This window comes from Bradyrhizobium acaciae (genome assembly GCF_020889785.1).
GTDB classification, from domain to species: domain Bacteria; phylum Pseudomonadota; class Alphaproteobacteria; order Rhizobiales; family Xanthobacteraceae; genus Bradyrhizobium; species Bradyrhizobium acaciae.
This window is the reverse complement of record NZ_JACMYK010000033.1, coordinates 43,060-60,303: the sequence shown is the minus strand read 5'-3', so window position 1 is coordinate 60,303 and position 17,244 is coordinate 43,060. Positions and strand designations below refer to the sequence as shown.

Sequence of the window (17,244 nt, the reverse complement as noted above, 5' to 3'; positions counted from 1 at the left end):
CCTTCATCGTGGCCGGCGCCGGCGTGCCCGTTGCCAAGCACGGCAACCGCGCGCTGTCGTCGCGCTCGGGCGCCGCCGACGTGCTGGCCTCGCTCGGCGTCAAACTCGACCTGACGCCGGAGCGCGTCGGGCGCTGCGTCAAGGAAGCTGGCATCGGCTTCATGTTCGCGCCTTCGCATCATCCGGCCATGAAGAACGTCGGCCCGACCCGGGTCGAGCTCGCCACTCGCACCATCTTCAACCTGCTCGGACCGCTGTCGAACCCGGCCGGCGTCAAGCGGCAGATGGTCGGCGTGTTCTCGCGGCAGTGGGTGCAACCGCTGGCGCAGGTGCTGAAGAACCTCGGCTCCGACAAGGTCTGGGTCGTGCACGGCTCCGATGGCCTCGACGAGATCACCCTCACCGGCCCGACCTTCGTTGCCAGGCTGGAGAACGGCGAGATCACGACATCAGAGGTCACGCCGGAAGATGCCGGCCTCCGCCGCGTCGGCGGCGAGGCGCTGAAGGGCGGCGATGCCGATGCCAACGCGGTCGCGCTGTCCAGCGTGCTGAACGGCAAGCCGAGCGCCTATCGCGACGTCGCTTTGCTGAATGCGGCCGCCGCGCTCATCGTTGCCGGCCGCGCCAAGGATCTGAAGGAAGGCGTTGCGATCGGTACCCAGTCGCTCGACAGCGGCGCGGCCGCGGCACGGCTGAAGCATCTGGTCGCGGTTTCCAACGGTTGAGAGTACAGAGATGTCGGACATCCTGACCAAGATCGAGGCTTACAAGCGCGAGGAGATCGCCGCTGCGAAGCGCGCGCGTCCGCTCGCCGAGGTCGAGGCGCAGGCGAAATCGGCCCCCGCCCCGCGCGGCTTCGTCCGCGCCCTCAGGGACAAGCATGCAGGCGGCGAGTATGCCCTGATCGCGGAAGTGAAGAAGGCCTCGCCCTCGAAGGGGCTGATCCGCGCCGACTTCCATCCGCCCGTTCTCGCGAAGGCCTATGAGGCCGGCGGCGCGGCGTGCCTGTCGGTGCTGACCGATGCGCCCTCGTTCCAGGGCCATCTCGACTTCATGGTGGCGGCCCGTGCGGCGACCAATCTGCCGGTGCTGCGTAAGGATTTCATGTTCGACACCTATCAGGTGGCGGAGGCGCGCGCCCATGGCGCCGACTGCATCCTGATCATCATGGCCGCGCTCGACGACGTCGTGGCCCGGGAGCTCGAGGACGCCGCGCTGTCCTATGGGATGGATGTGCTGATCGAGATCCACGACGGCGCCGAGCTCGATCGTGCCCTGAAGCTGCGATCGCCGATGATCGGCGTCAACAACCGCAATCTGCGTACCTTCGAGACCACGCTCGCGACCAGCGAGGCGCTGGCGCCGCTGATCCCGCGCGACCGCATGATGGTCGGCGAAAGCGGCATCTTCACGCCTGACGACCTCGCCCGCCTCGAACGCGTCGGGATGTCGACCTTCCTGGTCGGCGAGAGCCTGATGCGCCAGCAGGACGTCACCGCGGCGACCCGCACCCTGCTGACGCGGCAGAGCGCACCGCGCGCCACCGGCACGCGCTGACGCGATGGCGGGGACAACCAAGGCCAAGAGCAGGGTCAAGAGCAAGGTCGAGCCGTCGGGCTCTGGTACCGCCCTCACCCATATCGACGCCAAGGGCGACGCGCGCATGGTCGACGTCTCGGCCAAGCCGGCGACCGAGCGGACCGCGGTTGCCGAAGGCCGCGTGCTGATGAGCAAGGCAACGCTCGCGCTGATCGAAACCGGCCAGGCCAAGAAGGGCGATGTGCTGGCGACCGCGCGGATCGCCGGCATCATGGCGGCGAAGCGGACCTCGGAATTGATCCCGCTCTGCCACCCGCTGGCGCTGGCCAAGGTCACGATCGATATCGCAACCGACGCCAAGCTGCCCGGCTGCATCGTCCGCGCGAGCGTCAAGGTGACGGGCCCGACCGGCGTCGAGATGGAGGCGCTGACCGCGGTTTCGGTCGCCTGCCTGACGATCTACGACATGATCAAGGCGGTCGAGCGCGGCGTGCGCATCGAGGGCATTCATCTCGTCGAGAAGATCGGCGGCAAGTCCGGGCACTATCGCGCGGACGACTGATAAACAAGTTTCAGCGCTTCGGCCAAATGGTCGAACATCGATCTCATCGGCGGACTCTTGCGCAAGTCCTGATGCATCGTGACCCAGACGTCGAGGCTCGGTGAAAACTCTTTAGGCAAGAGATGCACGAGTTGGGCGTCCTCGCGCACAACCGCGCGTTGGCATATTCCAATTCCGAATCCTGCCCTGATGGCCGCCAACTGAAGAAGAGTGTTGTCGGACCGCAGTGCAAAGTCGTCCCGCCTCAATTGTAGACCGAGCCGATACAGCGCCTGGACAGCGGGGGTCTCGTGATCAAAGCCCACGAGGCAATGCCGCTTCAGCTCGCGCAAACTGGCGGGTCTTCCGTTCTTTTCCAGGTAGTTCGTGTGAGCATGGAATCCCAGCCGAGCCTGGCCCACCTTGCGCGCGACGAGATCCGCCTGGGTCGGTCTCACCATGCGAATGGCGATATCGCAATCCCGCCGCAACAGGTCTTCCAGCCGGTCCGAAGCGGAGATCTCGACGACCAAGCCCGGCTGGCTGCGCTCCAATTCAGCAAGAATTGGCGGAAGAATCTCCGTCGCAACGATCTCGGAGGCCGCGAGGCGGACGACGGTGCGGGGCTGGCCCGCCTTGCTCGAGATCGTTCTCAGCAACGTTTCGGCGGCGGCGGCCATGGCCAAGGCGTGCGGCTGCGCAACGACGGCTGCCGCGGTCGGCCTCAGGCCATCCCGGGCGCGCGTGAACAGCGGCATACCGAGAGTGGCCTCCAGCTCACGGATGTGCCGGCCGACGGTCGGCTGGGTGAGCTTGAGGGAGCGCGCCGCACCCGAGAGGCTCCCTCGCGCAGGACCGCCAGAAATGACCTGTACAGTTCCCAGCCCGGATACCTGTCCATGCATTTTTGTATACCAACTCAAGAACCTTCGACAATTCCGTTCACTGGGAGGAGTGCGCATTTTGGGGCCACCAACGCTCTCATGAGACACCCAGATGCGCATCCATCCGATCCAGACAGGAACCGTCAAAATCAAAACCGCCCAGGTCAAAGGCCGGGGCCACGGCCTCATCGACATATTCCTCGATCCGAACTGGACCGACTGGGTGCCGACATTCGCATGGGCGATCGAGCATCCTGAAGGCGTTATTGTCGTCGACAGTGGCCAAGGGACACATCTCTTGGAGCATTCGCACGAGCTCAATCCCTATGTGAGATGGGAAGTCGGCTTCCAGATCGAGCGCGGGCAGGAAATCGGGCCGCAGCTCCGGGCCCTGGGGATTGGTCCCCGCGACGTAAAGAAAGTCGTGCTCACCCATCTTCACATGGATCACGACGGCGGCCTTGCGCACTTCCCCAACAGCGAAATCATTGTCCCCGCCGGCGAGCTGGCGCAGGCTCGCGGATTGCTCGGGCGTATCCGGGGGTACCTTCCCCATCGTTGGCCCACATGGTTCGACCCAACACCGGTCGAGCTGCCGGCGGAACAATTTGGCTCCTTCAAGCGCAGCCAGCGGCTAACAAGGGCAGGTGACATCGTTGCGGTGGCAACCCCTGGACACACACCCAACCACATGTCTGTCATCGTTCAGGATGGCGACACCGCAATCTTCCTCGCCGGCGACACCTCCTACAATCAAGCGCTCATGCTTTCGGGCACGGTCGACGGGGTCAGCGCCGGCGTCGATATCGCCAAAGCCACACTTGATGCCATCAAGGCTTTTGCGCGAAGCCGTCCGACGATCTATCTGCCGACACATGATCCGGAATCGGGTCTCCGCCTTGTCAACCGGCAGCTTGCCGTATCGGCCGGTTAGTCGAATCGCGGGCGAGCGCGCGCACCAGCTTCAAGCAACCATTCATTAACCAATCTCGCTAACCGGCGCTCCATCTCGTTTGGATACGACTTTCGCGGGCCGGAGGTGCGCAAAAGTTACTTCCGGGCGAAACGCCTGGAAGCGATAGCGTCAGATGAATCAAAACAGCAGTGCCTCGTTCAACGTCGCCTCTGTGATCGGCAGCGGTCCGATCCGCTGGCTGATCCTCGGCGGCGCCGTGCTGATGGCTGCGATTGCGATCGGCGCCACCCTGATGGCCGAGAACTTCCGCGAGCGCGCCCTGCACAACAGCGAGCGCGAGCTCGAGAACACCGTGCTGCTGCTGGCGCGGCATTTCGACCAGCAGCTCGACGACCTCGAGGTGGTCCAGCGTGACCTGATCGCGTTCATGCACGTCAACGGGATTGCGACACCGGAGAACTATAAGCGCCGGATGTCCTCCGCCGACATCCATGCGATGCTCAAGTCCAAGATGGACGCACTGTCTAATGTCGGCAGCCTCAACGTGTTCGACGCCGATGGTGTCCTGATCAACAGCTCGGGCGCCTGGCCGCTGCCGCAGGCCTCGATCGCCGATCGCGACTACTTCAACATCTTCAGGTCCAGCCCCTACTCGCCCGACATGATGGTCGCGCCGGTGGTCAGCCGCGTCAGCGGAAATTGGACCACCGCTATCGTCCGCAAGGTCACGGGCCCGCATCGCGAGTTCCTCGGTGTGGTCGGGCGCGGCATCGAGCCGGCGACCTTCGAGAAATTCTTCTCGACCGTTGCGCTCGGCGACGGCGCCGCGATCTCGATGCACCATCGGGACGGCACGCTGCTGGCGCGCTATCCCCATGTCGAGGAGATGATCGGGAAGAACTTCCGCACCGGCCCGGCCAACCAGCAGCAGGTGTTCGAGCAGCCAGCGAGCACCTCGCGGCTGACCAGCCCGGTGGACGGCAAGGACCGCCTGATGTCGTCGCGCGCGCTCACCAAGTTCCCGATCGTGGTCGTCGCGACGACCACGACCGAAGCGGCACTCGCCAATTGGCGCGAGCAGATCGGCATCCTGATCGCGGTCACCGCCGCATCCGTGCTCGCGATCGCGATCCTGCTGACGCTCGTGGTACGCAAGCTGTTGCAGCAGCATCGCGCCCAGCAGCAGCGCCTGACCTTGGAGAAGCTCCGGCTCGACACCGCCGTCAACAACATGACGCAGGGGCTGCTGCTGTTCGATGCCGCGCAGCGGCTGGTGATCTGCAACAAGCGCTATATCGAGATGTACGGATTGTCCGTCGACGTCATCCGGCCGGGCTGCAGCTTCCGTGACGTCATCGTGCACCGCCACCTGACCGGTTCGTTCCAGGGCGACGTCGAGCGTTACGTCAACCTCGTGCTGCGCGACGTCGGCATCCGCAACACCATGGTGATCGCGACGCCCGACGGGCGCTCGATCCAGGTCGTCAACGAGCCCCTGGCCGATGGCGGCTGGCTTGCGACCCACGAGGACGTCACCGAGCGCCGCCGCGCCGAGGAGCGCATCACGCATCTTGCCCACTACGATGCGCTCACCGACCTGCCGAACCGCGCGCTGTTCCACGAGGAGATCAAGCGCGAGCTGCCGCATGTCACGCCCGACAGCCAACTGGCGGTGCTCTATATCGACATCGACGAATTCAAGGGCGTCAACGACTCGCTCGGCCACATGGTCGGCGACGAGCTGCTCAAGTCCGTGGCGAGGACGCTGAGCGGCGTGATCGGCGACGGCGATTTCGTCGCCCGGCTCGGCGGCGACGAATTCGCGATCGTGCAGACCGGCGTGAAGAGCAAGGTCGAGGTCACTGACCTCGTCGCCCGCATCTACGAGGTGATCCGCTCGCCCTATCAATGCCTCGGCCACCAGGTCACGACCGATGCGAGCATCGGCATCGCGTTGGCGCCGAAGGACGGCACCGATCTCGACCAGATCATGAAGAACGCCGACCTTGCGATGTATGCGGCGAAGTCGGCCGGCCGTCGCGTCGCGCGCTTCTTCGAGCCGGCGATGGATGCCGACGCCCGCGCCCGCCGCGAGCTCGAGATGGAGCTGCGGCAGACCATCGCCGCGGGCAGCGGGCTCGAAGTGTTTTACCAGCCCTGCGTCGACCTGCGCAGCAACGAGATCACCGGCTGCGAGGCGCTGGTGCGCTGGCGGCATCCGGTGCGCGGCATGATCTCGCCGGCCGATTTCGTGCCGATCGCCGAGGAGACCGGCCTGATCAACCAGCTCGGGGAATGGGTGCTGATGACGGCCTGCAAGGAAGCCGTCAACTGGCCCGATCACATCAGGCTCGCGGTCAACGTCTCACCGGTCCAGTTCCGCAGCGGCACGCTGGCGCTCAAGGTGATCGCGGCGCTGGCGGCGTCGGGCCTGTCAGCGAGCCGGCTGGAGCTCGAGATCACCGAGGCCGTGCTGATCCGTGACGACGAGACCGCGCTCGCCGCGCTGCACCAGCTCCGCGCCATCGGCATCCGGATCGCGCTCGACGATTTCGGCACCGGCTATTCGTCGCTGAGCTATCTGAAGCGCTTCCCGTTCGACAAGATCAAGATCGACCGCTGCTTCGTCACCGACATCGCCGATCCGCAGGGTTCGGCTGGCATCGTCGAGGCGGTCGTCAACATCGCCGCCGAGCGCAGCATGACCACGACGGCGGAAGGCGTCGAGACCGCGCAGCAGCAGCAAATGCTCCGCGAGCTCGGCTGCTCGGAAATGCAGGGCTATCTGTTCAGCCCGCCGAAGCCGGCCGCCCAGATCCGCGAGCTGCTGGCCGGGCATCGCCATGGCCCCGCCGCGGGTCCCGCCATCACACGCCGGCGCAAGCCTGTCGCCGGGGCGGCGTAAGGCCTCTCGGACGGGGCGAGCTCCAAGGGACGCCCCGCACTATTTCGGAATATTAGAAATATACCCTGAAATTGCCCGACGTGTCAAATTGACTGGTCCAGCGCCGGCCGCCGCCTGCTCCTTTGCATGGGGTTGTTTTCGATATTTTGGCAGCTGCGCAGCCCGGATGGAGCCCAACGGGTCGCGCGAACACGCGCCCGATGGGCTCTATCCGGGCTACGTCCGTCAGGTTCTAGTTCGGCACCGGCCGCTTCTGCGCAGCCTTGGTGTCGGCGTTCTTTGCGTCGGCGTTGACGGTGACGCCGCGCAGCTGGTTGAACGCCGCGGCCAGCGCCTTGTCGTTCTTCTCATCCGGCGGGACGTACGACTGCGAGCCGGTCTGCTCTGCGCCCTCGGCGGCGAGATGGCCGCGCATCGAGGCCTCGCCCTTCAACTCCGAGCGGGTCTTGAACTCGTCCGGCACGTCCTGCAGCACTTCGATGTCGGGCTTGATGCCGAGCGCCTGGATCGAATGGCCTGACGGGGTGAAATAGCGCGCCGTGGTCAGAGCCAGCGCGCCGTTGCCGGCGCCGAGCGGAATGATCGTCTGCACCGAGCCCTTGCCGAACGAGCGGGTCCCGATCAAGGTCGCGCGCTTGTGGTCGTGCAGCGCGCCGGCGACGATCTCGGACGCCGAAGCAGAGCCGCCGTTGATCAGGACGACCAGCGGCTTGCCCTTGGTCATGTCGCCGCCATGGGCGGTGAAGCGCTGGGTCTCTTCCGGATTGCGGCCTCGGGTCGAGACCACCTCGCCCCGCTGCATCAAGGTCGAGGTCACGGAAACCGCCTGGTCGAGCAGGCCGCCCGGATTGTTGCGGAGGTCGACGACATAGCCGGCGAGCTTGTCCTGCGGGATCTCCTTCTGGATCTCCGCGATCGCCTTGTGCAGGCCTTCGGTGGTCTGCTCGTTGAACGAGGTGATCCGGATATAGCCGATGTCACCGCCCTCGACGTGATACTTCACCGGGCGGACGCGGATGATCTCGCGGGTGATCGAGAGCTCGATCGGCTTGTCGGCGTCCTTGCGGACGATCTTCAGCCGGATCGAGCTGTTCGGCGCGCCCTTCATCTTGTTGACGGCCTGGTCGAGCGTCATGCCCTGGATCTGGTCATCGTCGATCGAGGTGATTACGTCGCCCGACATGATGCCGGCGCGCGAGGCCGGCGTGTCGTCGATCGGCGCCACCACCTTGACGAAACCGTCTTCCATCGTGACCTCGATGCCGAGCCCGCCGAACTCGCCATGCGTGGTCTCCTGCATCTCCGCCCAGCCCTTCTCGTTCATGTAGCGGGAGTGCGGATCGAGCGAGGAGATCATGCCGTTGATCGCCCCTTCGACGAGTTTGGAGTCCTCGGGCTTCTCGACGTAGTCGGTCTTGACCTTCTCGAACACCTCGCCGAACAGATTGAGCTGCGAATAGGTGTTGTCGGAATGCGCGGCGGCATTGGCGACGGCGAACAGATGCGCCCCCTGCGGCGAGGCCACGAGCAGGGTGAGACACGCGCCCGCAACCGTTCCGAGGAAGAAGCCAACATGTTTGCGCATTATCCGTGATCCCTTCGCTAACGGCCGGCAACGTTTCGCAATATGCGGCCTGCCTCACCCCGACGCGGGGCACCACACAACGGCTTTTTGGTCGGATCAAGGCCGCCTCGTCGCCGGACCATTACGGTCCTGTCACGATGCCCTGGTCCGCCCAAATCGGCCCCTCAAGTCAGCTCCGTGTCAGCCCAAAGTCGGCCTCTGGACCACCTTCCCGCAACCCGTTCTGCCAAGTCGAAGGCTGGGTCCCGAATCCGCGCTTGGCCCGCGTGCCCAGCCAATAGCCAAACTGCGGAGGAACATTGCGAAATGGCCCTTCAACCCCGAGTTTCAATGCCGCATCCATCGGCCAGTTGGGGTTATTGAGGATTTCCCGCCCGACCGCGATCAAATCTGCTTGTTTATCGTGCAGGATCTGCTCGGCCTGGTCGCCGTGAATAATCAACCCGACCGCCATGGTCATGATATCGGCATGGCTGCGGACATATTCCGCAAGCGGCACCTGATAGTTGTATTTGATCTCCTTGCCCAAAATCGGTGCCATCTCGCTGATTCCGCCCGACGAGCAGTCGATCACATCGACGCCCTTCGCCTTCAGGATCCTGGCCAGCCGGGCGCTCTGCTCCGGGCCCCAGCCGGCATTGTCCTCGACCGACAGCCGCACGAACAGCGGCTTGTGATCCGGCCAATGGGCTCGCACCGCCTCCGTCACCTCGATCAGGAAGCGCATCCGGTTCGATTCCGACCCGCCATACTCGTCATTGCGCTGGTTCGAACGCTCCGAGAGAAATTCGTGCACGAGATAGCCGTGGGCACCGTGCAGTTCGAGCACCTCGAACCCGGCTTGATGCGCGCGCCGCGCCGCCTGCCCCCAGGCCGCGACGAGGTCCTTCACCTCATGCGTCTCGAGCGCGCGCGGCACCGGCCAGCGCTCACTATGGGCGATCGCGCTCGGAGCCACCGGCGTCCAGGCGTCCCAATCCTCGATTGCGGCGCTGCGCTCCAGCGGACGGTCGCCCTCCCAGGGGCGGCTCGCACGCGCCTTGCGGCCGGAATGGCCGAGCTGGATGCCGGCAACCGCTCTCTGCTCCTTGATGAAGCCCGCGATGCGGCCGAGCGGCGCGATGAACTTGTCGTCCCAGATGCCGAGATCGCCGATCGTGCCGCAGCCGCGGCGCTCCACCTTGGTCGATTCGACGATCACGAGACCGGCGCCGCCGGCCGCAAACTTGCCGGCGTTCATCAGATGCCAGTCGGTCGGAAAGCCCTTCTCGGCGGAATACTGGTGCATCGGCGGCACCACGATGCGGTTCTTCAGCGTGACGCCGCGGATGGTCATCGGCGAAAACAGCAGCTTCTCGGACATCGCTTCCTCATCTGACGTCGCGACCCGGTGCGCCGGGTCGATTTTGTCGTTGCTGCCGACGATATACGCACCGTGCTGTGGCCGATAGGGGCACGGCGAAGCACGCGGAAGAAGCCTCACACCGCTTCGTTACCCGCAGGCTTTGCCGTCGCGTGTTGCGCCGTGATCAAGCTGGTCGTGTGTTCCATAGCGACAAATTCCTGCGCGCGCAGGAAATGATGGCCGCGAAGCGAGTTGTCCTAGGTAACCCAAGGAGAACTCTCATGAGGACCAGCACGATCGCGCTGCTCATCGCAGCGATCACGGCAACCGCGCCGATCGCGGCCGCGCAGAATCTGCAAAACGAAGCCGACAAGGGCGCCAAGACCCGCAACTCCGGTGAATCCGGCTATGTCGGCGATCAGCAGCGTTCCGGTGCAGCTGCCACGCCTCCGGGGCGCCCCGATGCCGCGACCGGTTCCACGGACGCCGCGACATCTCCGAGCGCCCAGAATTCCGGGACCGGCATCAGCGGGGCGCCGGGCAACAAGAACGGACCGCCCCCGGGCCAGAGCACGGTTGGCTCAGGCTCGCAAAACCTGCATGTCCAGGAGCAGGATCCGTCAAACGTCAAGGGATTGCCCGGCAACAAGAGCGGTCCGCCGGCTAAACGCTAAGCCCAGTGACGTTGACGTCAACCGAAGCGGCGCCACGCGAAACACCACGTGCGCGACGCTGGTCTGACTATCGAGCGGACTTGCTATTGAGCAGTCTTGCTATGGAGCGGTCTTGCGGATTGCGGAGACATCGGTCGGACAGCCGGCTCCGCAATCGACCGACTTCCTCTGATCGGTAACGCGCCACACCAGCAACGCGACCAGAACAACGACGGTGACGGTGAGCTTGGCCAATGCGTCGTGATTCAATGTCGGCTCCGAACAACAATCGGCATCAAGGAAAGAAACCCGCTGCAAACATGATGTGGCTCCAGCACCCTTGCGGGCCTGAAGGCCGGTGCCGAAACCGTCTATCCGACTCGCATACGATACGAGTTGGTTGACGTCATCATGATACGGTCTTGACGCGGCCTGCAACCTTCCCGGTCCGCATGGCAGCACGGCATCGCCGGCCGCAACGCGTTGGAACATCCGCACCTGTGTGCCGTTCGGTGGCTGTGCTCTGACCATTGCCCCAGAGTCACAACACCTCCTGCGGCCCCAGCCGTCACGCTGGGGCCGCAAAACCTCGAAGTTCCACGTACAGCGGAATTGATTGACGGAGTTCGCTTAGCCCATATGGGCTACGTCCTCATGGCGGCCGTCATATCCGAGCGAGCTTGGCAGCGCCCGCGGCGATCGCTTCGTTGAAGCTCGTGTCCCAGAATTTGCCAACCTCCGTGCGCGCGTCGAGCACTCCGAGCTTGAGGAAGGTGTCGGCGACCTTCTGGTGGGTTTCCGGCACGTCGGGCGTCACGCCGGCGAGCGAGAAGTCGTCGCTGCGACGGGCGAACTGGTCGAGAATGTCCTGCAACGGCAGATGGGTTTCGGCCACCTGCACGGCGGCCTAGATGGGAAAGTTCTTGTTGGCGAACGCATAGGCGCGCTGGATCCGCAGCAGCAGATCGCTCACCGCCGCGTGGCGCTGCGGATCGTCGACCGCCTTCGGATTGGCGTAGATCGGGAAGTTGCCCGAGAGATAGCCGACGCCGGTCTTGAGCAGGCGCGCACCCTGCTTGGCGATGGCGAGTTGTCCGTTGTAGCCGTAGATCGCCCAGGCATCGAGCTTGCCGGAGGCGAACGCCGAGTAGCCGTCCGACGGCGTCAGATTGATGGCCTCGATATCGCCGAACCCAAGCCCGGCTTCCTCGAGCTGCTTGGCCAGGAAATAATGAGCAGTCGTCGCGCGCACATAGCCGACGCGCTTTCCCTTGAGATCGGCAATCGAATGGATCGGCGCGTCCTTCGCCGCCACCGTGACCTGGATGTTGAGATCCTCATGGGTGACGGCAATGAAGCGCACCTTGGCGTTCTGGCGCGCGGCGAACATCGCCGGAATCTCACTGCCCGATCCGATGTCGAGCGCATCGCCGTTCAATGCCTCGATATGGAGCACGCCGTTGTTGAGCTCCTTCCATTCGATCCGGTACGGCGTCTTGTCCTCGCCCGCCGCCTCCAGCAGCGGACGCCAGCCGCCCTTGTAGTACGCCACCCGTAACGTGACGCCACCGAGATCGGCACCCCCGCCCGCTCCGGTTTCCGCGCGCGCACCACCCGCAATCAGGCTGCCTCCGAGCACACCTAGCGCGGAACGTCGAGAAAGAAGGGATGACGCAGTCACCGGCAGCTCCTGATCGGCAGTCACAACTGCCGCAAGCTTAGGTGAAAAGCCGGCGATGTATATGAGACGCTATTTCGTTTTTCGCCGCGCGCGAGAAAAGCCGTTCCAAGGATCGACGGCTTGGCGCGGTGAACCGTTTTCCGGTCAGCCTATCGTCCGCTACTTCGCAACCTCGTACACATCCGGATCGAAGCTCGAGCTCGGATGGGCGAATGCGTTGCGCAGCGCGGGCGAGATCGGGACGTTGTAGTTGATGCCCTTCGGCGGGGTCGGCTGCTCCAGCCACTTCCTGTACATCACCTCGATCTCCGGGCTCTGGTAGAGCTCCGCGGTGGCGCGGTCGGCGAGCGCCTTGAACGGCGCGTCCTCCCGGCGCAGCATGATGCCGAACGGCTCGGCCTTCGAGAAAGCCTCCTCGCTGATCATGTAGAGCGAAGGTTCTTTCGACCGCGCAATCGCGACCGCAAGCTGGACGTCGTCGAGTGCGTAGGCCTGGGCGCGATCGGTCTCCAGCATCAGGAATGCCTCGGCCTGGTCCTTGGCCGGCAGCACATTGGCACCAAGCTTGCGATCGGCATTGACCTTGATGAGCTGCGCGAGGTTCACCGATCCCGCCACCGCGGTGACCGACTTGCCCTTGAGGTCGTCGATCGAGTTAATGCCGGCGGATTTCTTGGCGGCAAAGCGCGTCGCGCTCAGGAAGTGCGTGTTGGTGAAGGTCACCTGCTTCTGGCGGTCCGCGCTGTTCGTGGTCGCCGAGCAATGCAGATCGATCGTGCCGTTGACCATCAGCGGAATCCGGTTCGAAGAGGTCACCGGGAGGTAGTCGACGGCGATGTCGGGCATGCCCAGCTCCTTCTTCACCGCATCGACGATCTTGAGGCAGATATCGAGCGCAAAGCCGATCGGCCGCGCGTTGTCGTCGAGATAGCTGAAGGGAACGGAGGCTTCCTGGAAGCCGAGCGTGACTTTCTTCGTCTCCTTGATCTTCTGCAGCGTGCCCGACAGCTCCTGCGCTGCCACGGGGCTCGCGGCGAGCGTGAGAACGAAAAGGACGGCGGGCAAACGCATCGGCAGCTCCTGTGCAGGGATCGGAGCGCGGTGATAGCGCATAGATAAGCATGGAGCCAGATGACGGCGTGTCTAACAGCTATCGCACTTTGCGATGGTCCGCCCGCGCCCTCAGACCGACCGCTGCGCTCCGCCCTCGAGCAGGCGGTCGCCGATCAGGCGAACCGCGCCGGGGGTCCAGGAATAATCGGCGCCCATCCGCAGGTCGCTGTCGTCGCGCGAAACGACCGCGCCACTGCGGGCATCGCGCAGTTGGAAGCCGACCGTGTATTCGGTCCGGCGGACCGCCTGATGACGCCGATCAGCGATTGATCCGCGCCGAGCTGTCGCGCAGTCGCAGCTTCGCGGGCCGCCGCAGTCGCGCAGCGCGCGCGCCTTGATGGGTTCCGCAGGCGCGCCGGCGGTATCGACCAGGCGGTACCGGCCCGACTGCGCAAGCTGGTCGCGCACGCCCCGGGTCACGTCGGCGAGTTTGGCGGCATCGGCGTCTGGCGGCAACGTTAGCGAAATCGCGCTTGCGATCGACGATGGCCGTGCGCTGTCGGGCAAGACCGCAATCAGTCCGCATATCGACCACGAGCTCGCGCTCAGCCACCTCGCCGGCGAGACCGCCGCCGCCGACCCGCTGACCGCGCGGGAATTCGAGGTGCTGCGTATGCTGCTCGCGGAAAAGACCACCGACGAAATCGCCGAGGCGCTGTACTTGAGCCCCAAGACGGTCGCGAACCTGCATTCCCTGATCAAGGACAAGCTCGGTATCGGCACGGATATCGAGCTGGTCCGCCTCGCGCTGCGGCAGGGCATCCTGACGCAGATCGATCTGGGCGAGCAGTGAGCCCGCGGCGGCGCCGGCTCACGATGCAAGCCCGCGCTCAGCGAGATCGGTGGCACAAAGAAAGGCCCCAGCGAGGGGGTACACACGCTGAGGCCAGAGCAACTTAGTCACCCAATCCTAGACCCCGCCCCGCTACTTTCATCTGCTCCTCCGGAGTACCGGAATCATACGGAGCCGAAGGCATGAACCCCTTTCCGCGCTCGTCCGTATCCGTACAGGTCAGGATTTTGCCATTCCTCCTGGGGTTAGAACCAACGCCGCCCGCCGTATTTCGATGCGGGCGGCGTTGTTGGTTTCCGGGCTGGAATGAAGCGAGGTGCCGATGTGCTCGCATAGCCGACATCCTCTAAAGTTCCCCGAGGAGGAACCGGAACGGACACTGACCCACGTTAGTTGGATAGAATGATTTCTCGAGACGGAGCGTCCAACGCCGTGACCCGGAAAACCTTGCAGGCACGTTCAGAGCAGGCGCTCGTCGTCATCATTCTCAGCACCGGCGCGCTCATCGGCTATCTCGGCCTGGCGCTCTCCCGGATGTGAGCCGCGCCCTTGCCCAATAGCAGAGATTCCGAAGGTCGCAGGAGGGCGAGAATCGGTCACTCATGTTCCAGGACCGGCGGCTTCCATGCGTCGGACGCCGTCTCTGGATAAATCTGCACCGTGCCAGGCTCGAAATAGCTCTCTGTCGCATATCCTTGGTCAAATCCGTACGATACCAACCAACGATTCTACCGCGCCATGATGCGCGCCGCTTCTTTGCGGCATAGTCACCCATTTGAAACTTTGCATCTGGGGGCCACTGATCGACCATCTCGCCTCCGAGCGAATTGCCTTAAAAAGAAGACATTATGGCCGGCCCACGCTTCGAAGCAATTTGCCGCGATGAGGTCGAGATCATCTCCGAGGGTTTCCACGAACGCGCCATCGTCGACGTCGGCTTCCTGCGGCGCCTGGGAGAAAAAGGGTGGCCTGACGGCTGCCCGCTGAGGCGTGCGTCGTAGGGTGAGCGGCGAAACGAAGAGCAAGACTCGGACGATTCATGTCGCGAGAATGCGGACGTATGCCCAACCAGCGGCGCCACACACTCGCTGTCGTCCCGGCGAAGGCCGGGACGACGGCAGTGTACGCGGGATCGGTCTCGCGACGAATGGAACGCCAACTGCAATTGCCCCTTACCGAAATCGAGGACGTTGCCGCCCGCCCGCAATTTTCGTACATCGTTTCACGCAATGACTTCGCACCTCTCTCCAGATTCCGTCGACGTGCTGCTGTTCGACATCGGCCGCGTCGTGCTCGACATCGACTTCGACAAGGTGATAGCGCACTGGGCGCAGCATGCCGGCTGTGCGCCGACCGAGCTCGCCGGCCGCTTCGTCGTCGACGACAGCTTCAAGCATCATGAGATCGGCCGGATCGACGACGCGGCGTTCTTCGATCACCTGCGCCGGACGCTCGGCATCGACCTCACCGATGTGCAGTTCCTCGAAGGCTGGAACGCGATCTTCACCGGCGAGATGCCGGGCATCGCCCCCCTGCTCGCGGCCGCAGCGAAGCGGATGCCGCTCTACGCCTTCTCCAACACCAATCCGGCCCATGTCGCACATTTCTCGGTCATCCATGCCGAGCTGCTCGGCCATTTCCGGACCGTGTTTCTGTCCTCGACCATCGGCCATCGGAAACCCGACGCCGCGGCCTACGATCATGTGGTAGAAGCCATCGGCGTGCCGGCGTCGCGGATCCTGTTCTTCGACGACCTGGCTGCCAATATCGAAGGCGCGCGGGCGCGCGGCCTTCATGCCATCCACGTGACATCGACGGATGACGTGGCAAGGACTTTGACCGCACTTGGGATTTGAACATTGGAATTTTGGGAGTTCTAAGCGTGGCCCTGATGCCGGTTGCCGATGCCCTGTCCGCCGTCCTCGCCGGCGCCGAACCGCTGCCGGAGGAGAAGGTCGCGCTCGATGCCGCCTACCACCGCACCCTGGCGCGCGACCTCGCGGCGCTGCGCACCCAGCCGCCGCAGCCCATGTCGGCGATGGATGGCTACGCCGTGCGAGCCGCCGACGCCGCTGACCTCTCGGCCCGGCTCAAGGTGATCGGCGAAGTCGCGGCCGGCCGGCCGTTCGGGCGGACGGTCGGTGCCGGCGAAGCGGTGCGGATCTTCACCGGCGGCGTGATCCCCAAAGGGGCCGACGCCGTCATCATCCAGGAAGATACCAGGATCGACGGCGACCACATCGCGATCACCGAGGTCGCAACCGCCGGACGGCACATCCGCCCGGCCGGCGTCGATTTCCGCGAGGGTGACGTGCTGCTCGCAGCCGGCAGCCGCCTCTCCGACCGCGCGCTGTCGCTGGCGGCCGCCATGAACTATCCCGAACTCGCCGTCCGCCGCCGTCCGAAGGTTGCGGTGCTCGCAACCGGCGATGAGCTGGTGATGCCGGGCGCACAGCCGGGCCCCGGCCAGATCGTCTATTCCAACGGCTATGCGCTGCGGGCGCTGGCCCGCGCCGAAGGCGCCGAGACCGTCGATCTCGGGATTGCCGCCGACACCGTGGAAGCAACCACCGCCGGCATCCGCCGGGCGCGCGAGAGCGGCGCCGATGTGCTGATCACGACCGGCGGGGCATCGGTCGGCGACCACGATCTGGTCAAGCAGTCGCTGGAGGCCGAGGGCGTCGACATGGCGTTCTGGCGGATCGCGATGCGGCCCGGCAAGCCGATGATGCACGGCCGTCTCGGCGCGATGCGGGTGATCGGCCTGCCCGGCAATCCCGTGTCCTCCTATGTCTGCGGCTTCCTGTTTCTGGTGCCGTTGATTCGGGCGCTGAGCGGCCGAAAGACGATCCATCATGTCCGCGCGACCGCTCTGCTTGGCCGCGACCTCGCCGCCAACGACCAGCGCGAGGACTATCTGCGCGCGCGTCTCGAAGAGCGCGAGGACGGCACGCTGATCGCAACGCCGGTGACGCAGCAGGATAGTTCACTGCTCGGGAATCTCGCTGCCGCACGGGCACTTCTCGTGCGTCCGCCGTTTGCGCCTGCTGCCGTCAAAGGCAGCGAATGCGAGATCCTGACGCTGCCTGAGTGAGGCTTTCGCGGCTCAACCGATTGCGCGTTGCAGAGCACGTTCACCGGAAATTAAGTGGTTGCGGAACACATATCGAACATATAGTGTCCGTTCATGATTTGTTTCGAGTACTGGTGTCTACAATCGGGAGGCCGCCAGGGAGCAGTGCAACGAGCGCTATGCTCCTGAGGTCAGGCCCGGCCTGCAGCCCCACCT

Annotated in this window: 17 protein-coding genes and 3 pseudogenes; 10 read left to right on the top strand and 10 right to left on the bottom strand. The window is 64.6% G+C overall.

The window, feature by feature from the left end; translation table 11 throughout:
- The 3 genes from trpD to moaC form a co-directional block, all read left to right on the top strand.
- A partial coding sequence (trpD, locus tag H8A92_RS15960; RefSeq protein ID WP_229196665.1) for an anthranilate phosphoribosyltransferase occupies positions 1 to 725 on the top strand: 725 nt, incomplete at its 5' end.
- A 10-nt stretch (positions 726 to 735) separates the two neighbouring features.
- Complete coding sequence (trpC, locus tag H8A92_RS15955) at positions 736 to 1,557, top strand: indole-3-glycerol phosphate synthase TrpC (protein ID WP_229196664.1); 822 nt, start codon at positions 736 to 738, stop codon at positions 1,555 to 1,557.
- Between the two features lie 4 nt (positions 1,558 to 1,561).
- Positions 1,562 to 2,101: a cyclic pyranopterin monophosphate synthase MoaC gene (gene moaC, locus H8A92_RS15950; protein ID WP_274613381.1), complete on the top strand. Its 540-nt coding sequence runs from the start codon at positions 1,562 to 1,564 to the stop codon at positions 2,099 to 2,101.
- Here the strand turns inward: moaC and H8A92_RS15945 are convergent.
- A complete protein-coding gene (locus H8A92_RS15945) occupies positions 2,083 to 2,838 on the bottom strand; it encodes a LysR substrate-binding domain-containing protein (protein WP_229196669.1) in 756 nt (251 codons plus the stop codon). The genes moaC and H8A92_RS15945 overlap by 19 nt on opposite strands.
- Before the next feature lie 9 nt (positions 2,839 to 2,847).
- A pseudogene (locus H8A92_RS15940) lies at positions 2,848 to 2,985 on the bottom strand (LysR family transcriptional regulator); the annotation flags it as partial.
- A gap of 91 nt (positions 2,986 to 3,076) precedes the next feature.
- Between H8A92_RS15940 and H8A92_RS15935 the strand changes: the two are divergent.
- On the top strand, positions 3,077 to 3,898 hold the full coding sequence (locus H8A92_RS15935; protein ID WP_229196663.1) for an N-acyl homoserine lactonase family protein: 822 nt from the start codon (positions 3,077 to 3,079) through the stop codon (positions 3,896 to 3,898).
- 154 nt (positions 3,899 to 4,052) lie between these two features.
- Positions 4,053 to 6,785, top strand: coding sequence for a bifunctional diguanylate cyclase/phosphodiesterase (locus tag H8A92_RS15930; protein WP_229196662.1), 2,733 nt, complete (start codon positions 4,053 to 4,055; stop codon positions 6,783 to 6,785).
- Between the two features lie 232 nt (positions 6,786 to 7,017).
- On the opposite strand, the gene H8A92_RS15925 is transcribed toward H8A92_RS15930, so the two are convergent.
- Together H8A92_RS15925 and H8A92_RS15920 are read right to left on the bottom strand one after the other, a co-directional pair.
- The gene (locus H8A92_RS15925) at positions 7,018 to 8,370 is read right to left on the bottom strand and encodes a S41 family peptidase (protein ID WP_229196661.1); all 1,353 of its coding nucleotides are present in this window, start codon (positions 8,368 to 8,370) and stop codon (positions 7,018 to 7,020) included.
- 169 nt (positions 8,371 to 8,539) lie between these two features.
- The gene (locus H8A92_RS15920; protein WP_229196659.1) at positions 8,540 to 9,733 is read right to left on the bottom strand and encodes an NADH:flavin oxidoreductase/NADH oxidase; all 1,194 of its coding nucleotides are present in this window, start codon (positions 9,731 to 9,733) and stop codon (positions 8,540 to 8,542) included.
- A 263-nt stretch (positions 9,734 to 9,996) separates the two neighbouring features.
- Between H8A92_RS15920 and H8A92_RS15915 the strand changes: the two genes are divergently transcribed.
- The gene (locus H8A92_RS15915) at positions 9,997 to 10,389 is read left to right on the top strand and encodes a hypothetical protein (protein WP_163152144.1); all 393 of its coding nucleotides are present in this window, start codon (positions 9,997 to 9,999) and stop codon (positions 10,387 to 10,389) included.
- Between the two features lie 99 nt (positions 10,390 to 10,488).
- Here the strand turns inward: H8A92_RS15915 and H8A92_RS15910 are convergent, their stop codons facing one another.
- From H8A92_RS15910 to H8A92_RS15890, 5 genes are all read right to left on the bottom strand, one after another.
- Positions 10,489 to 10,638, bottom strand: a complete 150-nt coding sequence (locus H8A92_RS15910; RefSeq protein WP_229196658.1) for a hypothetical protein — start codon at positions 10,636 to 10,638, stop codon at positions 10,489 to 10,491.
- 394 nt (positions 10,639 to 11,032) lie between these two features.
- Positions 11,033 to 11,269 (bottom strand): hypothetical protein, encoded by a 237-nt coding sequence (locus H8A92_RS15905; protein WP_229196657.1) that lies wholly within the window; start codon positions 11,267 to 11,269, stop codon positions 11,033 to 11,035.
- Between the two features lie 6 nt (positions 11,270 to 11,275).
- Positions 11,276 to 12,049, bottom strand: a complete 774-nt coding sequence (locus H8A92_RS15900; protein ID WP_229196656.1) for an ABC transporter substrate-binding protein — start codon at positions 12,047 to 12,049, stop codon at positions 11,276 to 11,278.
- Positions 12,050 to 12,208: 159 nt separating this feature from the next.
- Complete coding sequence (locus H8A92_RS15895) at positions 12,209 to 13,120, bottom strand: amino acid ABC transporter substrate-binding protein (RefSeq protein ID WP_229196655.1); 912 nt, start codon at positions 13,118 to 13,120, stop codon at positions 12,209 to 12,211.
- Positions 13,121 to 13,231: 111 nt separating this feature from the next.
- A complete protein-coding gene (locus H8A92_RS15890) occupies positions 13,232 to 13,570 on the bottom strand; it encodes a DUF2380 domain-containing protein (protein WP_229196654.1) in 339 nt (112 codons plus the stop codon).
- 88 nt (positions 13,571 to 13,658) lie between these two features.
- On the opposite strand from H8A92_RS15890, the pseudogene H8A92_RS15885 reads away from it, so the two are divergent.
- A pseudogene (locus H8A92_RS15885) lies at positions 13,659 to 13,955 on the top strand (response regulator transcription factor); the annotation flags it as partial.
- Positions 13,956 to 14,551: 596 nt separating this feature from the next.
- Here the strand turns inward: H8A92_RS15885 and H8A92_RS15880 are convergent.
- Positions 14,552 to 14,745: pseudogene (locus H8A92_RS15880) on the bottom strand (hypothetical protein); the annotation flags it as partial.
- A gap of 58 nt (positions 14,746 to 14,803) precedes the next feature.
- Between H8A92_RS15880 and H8A92_RS15875 the strand changes: the two are divergent.
- From H8A92_RS15875 to H8A92_RS15865, 3 genes are all read left to right on the top strand, one after another.
- Positions 14,804 to 14,956 carry a hypothetical protein gene (locus tag H8A92_RS15875; RefSeq protein WP_229196652.1) on the top strand — a complete coding sequence of 51 codons (153 nt, stop codon included), beginning with the start codon at positions 14,804 to 14,806 and terminating at the stop codon, positions 14,954 to 14,956.
- Positions 14,957 to 15,184: 228 nt separating this feature from the next.
- Positions 15,185 to 15,811 (top strand): HAD family hydrolase, encoded by a 627-nt coding sequence (locus H8A92_RS15870; RefSeq protein WP_229196651.1) that lies wholly within the window; start codon positions 15,185 to 15,187, stop codon positions 15,809 to 15,811.
- 26 nt (positions 15,812 to 15,837) lie between these two features.
- Positions 15,838 to 17,049: a molybdopterin molybdotransferase MoeA gene (locus tag H8A92_RS15865; protein WP_229196650.1), complete on the top strand. Its 1,212-nt coding sequence runs from the start codon at positions 15,838 to 15,840 to the stop codon at positions 17,047 to 17,049.
- Positions 17,050 to 17,244 lie beyond the last annotated feature (195 nt).

Coding starts and splice junctions, on each gene's coding strand:
- H8A92_RS15870 (WP_229196651.1), top strand. CDS start 15,185: ATGACTTCGCACCTCTCTCCAGATTCCGTCGACGTGCTGCTGTTCGAC.
- H8A92_RS15875 (WP_229196652.1), top strand. CDS start 14,804: ATGGCCGGCCCACGCTTCGAAGCAATTTGCCGCGATGAGGTCGAGATC.
- H8A92_RS15895 (WP_229196655.1), bottom strand. CDS start 13,120: ATGCGTTTGCCCGCCGTCCTTTTCGTTCTCACGCTCGCCGCGAGCCCC.
- H8A92_RS15915 (WP_163152144.1), top strand. CDS start 9,997: ATGAGGACCAGCACGATCGCGCTGCTCATCGCAGCGATCACGGCAACC.
- H8A92_RS15935 (WP_229196663.1), top strand. CDS start 3,077: ATGCGCATCCATCCGATCCAGACAGGAACCGTCAAAATCAAAACCGCC.
- H8A92_RS15925 (WP_229196661.1), bottom strand. CDS start 8,370: ATGCGCAAACATGTTGGCTTCTTCCTCGGAACGGTTGCGGGCGCGTGT.
- trpC (WP_229196664.1), top strand. CDS start 736: ATGTCGGACATCCTGACCAAGATCGAGGCTTACAAGCGCGAGGAGATC.
- H8A92_RS15945 (WP_229196669.1), bottom strand. CDS start 2,838: ATGCCGCTGTTCACGCGCGCCCGGGATGGCCTGAGGCCGACCGCGGCA.
- H8A92_RS15920 (WP_229196659.1), bottom strand. CDS start 9,733: ATGTCCGAGAAGCTGCTGTTTTCGCCGATGACCATCCGCGGCGTCACG.
- H8A92_RS15930 (WP_229196662.1), top strand. CDS start 4,053: ATGAATCAAAACAGCAGTGCCTCGTTCAACGTCGCCTCTGTGATCGGC.
- moaC (WP_274613381.1), top strand. CDS start 1,562: ATGGCGGGGACAACCAAGGCCAAGAGCAGGGTCAAGAGCAAGGTCGAG.